The following is a 2,537-nucleotide window of genomic DNA, read 5'->3' on the forward strand; positions in this document are numbered from 1 at the left end:
ATCACGTGGAAGAGCATGCGAAGCCACCCCTCGGCGTCGAGGCGTCCGTCTGCGGTCCCCATACGCATCCTGGTGTACTCGCGACGGAGCTTTCTCTTCAGCTCCGCGAACAGGTGGGTGTCGCACGGTTGTAGTAGCCAGGTTAGCTTCGCCGGTATGTAGCATAGCCAGATGCCGGCTCGTGTGGCGGTGTTCGCGATTTTCCAGTGGATGTGTTGTGGCGCGCAGTCCAGGAGCAGTATAGGCTGCCAGTCCGCCTTGTGCTCTTCGAGCTTCTTCCCGAGAAGCCGCAATGTGCGCTCAAGGAGGCCCGTGTTCATCCAGGATGACTCCTCGGCCCAGATTTCCAGGCCCGCCGGCGCCTCGCCGCCGACCGCTCTGAGCAGGCGCTGTGTGAAGACGTGCTTGTTCCCGAGCAGTATCTGTGGCAGGCACTGCTGCACTGCAGCGTTCGTACATATGAAGGCAACATATGTCACCGCCGCCCTCTGCTCGCCTCGCCGCAGGCGCTCCACTGGCTCCGGCGCTCCTTCGGGTCGCCGCCGCTTCCGGACCACGTTGCCCCGCTGCCCGCCGAACGTGTACAGCACCGAGGTCTCATCCGTATTGATCCACAGCGGGCGCTTGGGAGGCACCACTTGCGACGCCAGGAAGTTGACCCAATTCCAGAAAGTTTGGGCCTCGTGGCAGCAGCTGCTTTGGACGCGTTTTGGGAGCCAAAAGTGTATTCCCAGCCGGGCTACCCCATGAGGTCATCCGCCCGAATAAGAACGTCCAAGGGAAGACAGTTCCTGCTGCCAAATTCGGGCTCCAAACTTGCTTCCAAAAACCGGCCCGCGGGGACGGGAAAATCTAGACCTACCGGGCGACCTTGTCGCAAACTTCGGGTTCTCCGACCGTCGTCCTGATGCGTGGCTTCCCGTGGCGAATGCCCCAGCGACGGCGCCACCGCACAGCCCACATGCGCGCCGAGACCGGCCTGGCCATGAGAGCCGCAAGGCGCGGGGCGGGAACGCCCGCCACGCCATCTGCAGGCCACGTCTCGAGGAAGCGCCGGCAGAGGTCCACGGTGCTCGGCGCGACGCCTTTCTCAACGTTGAGGCCCACAACCCAGAGGAAGAGTCGAAACTCGCAAAGGAAGCTGTAGACGCGGTGCAGACGACATCTTGTTTCGGGCACCGCCGTCGTGAGGTAGCTCGCCCGGGAAGCCGGGGATAAGCCGTCGACGTCGTCTCGGAGTTGCTCGGCCGTGATCCGCGCCAGGGCGCGCCGCTCGATCTTGCCACCGGCGGCCTTGCGGCGGAGCCACTCCAGAACCGGCGCCGTGTCGCCGTCGCTCACAAGGAGGAGCGTCATCATGAAGTGGATCATTTCAGAAGTGAGACACCGCACTAGGCCCCGGGCACGCTGAGAACGCATGCGGCGCTTTTTCGCCTTGATGCGCCCCGAGAGCCGTCGCAGCTGTGCTGCCACTTCCTGCCGTTGCTGCTCGAGGTCTCCGAAAGTGTCGTCCATTGCAGATAAGGTCTCCGCGGCAGGAAGCGTAGGGAGGAAAGCTTCTCGTAGAGAGGACAAAAAGGATAACAACAGTTCTAAAAGCCACGCGTAGATACCAACAACAACAAGAAAAGAAGCATCATCACAGCAAACAACGGGAGGCAGCGGACGGGCTTCTGTGTGAGAGGCAGGCGTCGCTGGTTGCTGTTGTCGCGTAGCAGAAGGCAGCTGCTCTAAGGGACTGCGTGTGCTTTTTCCACACGTGACTCGCAGGTGCGCGGCAGCATTCGGTGAGAAAAAAACACCGCCGCGGGGCGGGAGGTTGGGCGGGGGCGGATGCTGGCGGAGGCGTCTCTCACTCACTCAGGCCCAGCCGCGGCTTCTTGAAGACGGGCTCCGCGAGCTGTTTCGCAGAGCTGAGGCGGTCCCATTTGATCATCTGGGCACCCGAGCTGTCGCTGCAGAGGCTGTAGAGGGCGACCTTTCCTGCCTCAGCCCTCTGCTCTCGCAGAGGATTGAGACGCATTAGCAGGAGGCACGAGAAAAAGCCCGGGCTACCGAGCTCATACTGCCAGTCCCTTTTGCATGCCTGCAGGTCGGGCAGCAGCACGTACATCTCCGACGCGAGGGCGCTGCTGGACAGCTGGTTCTGCGGGGACTCGTCGAGTTTTTTCGAGAGGTGCTCGTCAGCTACGATGAGCCTGTCCGATCCGATTCTGGAGAGGATGGTTGCGTTCTCCTTGCTCGCGGCAGGCCCGGAGACCCCGGTGGTGTCGATTGCGCGGGCTCTTTTCAAGCTGTCCACGAACGCCGCCGCGCGTGTGTGCCAAAGCCCGCTCAGTGGCGACCCGCTCCACTGGTGCAAGAAGTCCGCTCTGGCTCTTGTCCATAGTTGGGAGCCCAGGCCTCTGTTAACCCCAGGCCAGAGGGGTGTGTGGAAGTTGACAGGTAGCGACGTCTTCAGGTGGTGCCAGAGCTGGAAGGGACTGTCGGTGAGAGCATAGCAGTCCGCCGCGGGGGTTGTGGCAGCGAGGGCGTAG

Annotated in this window: 3 protein-coding genes; all 3 read right to left on the reverse strand. The window is 62.5% G+C overall.

Annotated elements, in window-relative coordinates; translation table 11 throughout:
• Window positions 1-590 (reverse strand): hypothetical protein (locus tag GY769_00005; GenBank protein ID MCP4200301.1); only part of this gene is annotated, 590 nt, incomplete at its 3' end.
• 268 nt (window positions 591-858) lie between these two features.
• A complete protein-coding gene (locus GY769_00010; protein MCP4200302.1) occupies window positions 859-1,359 on the reverse strand; it encodes a hypothetical protein in 501 nt (166 codons plus the stop codon).
• Between the two features lie 493 nt (window positions 1,360-1,852).
• Window positions 1,853-2,537: hypothetical protein (locus tag GY769_00015; protein MCP4200303.1), on the reverse strand; the 685-nt coding region annotated here is incomplete at its 5' end.

The organism is bacterium (assembly GCA_024224155.1).
Lineage (GTDB): Bacteria > Acidobacteriota > Thermoanaerobaculia > Multivoradales > JAHEKO01 > CALZIK01.

Excerpts from the sequence above, each read along its gene's own strand:
- GY769_00010 (MCP4200302.1), bottom strand. The coding sequence starts at position 1,359 with ATGATGACGCTCCTCCTTGTGAGCGACGGCGACACGGCGCCGGTTCTG.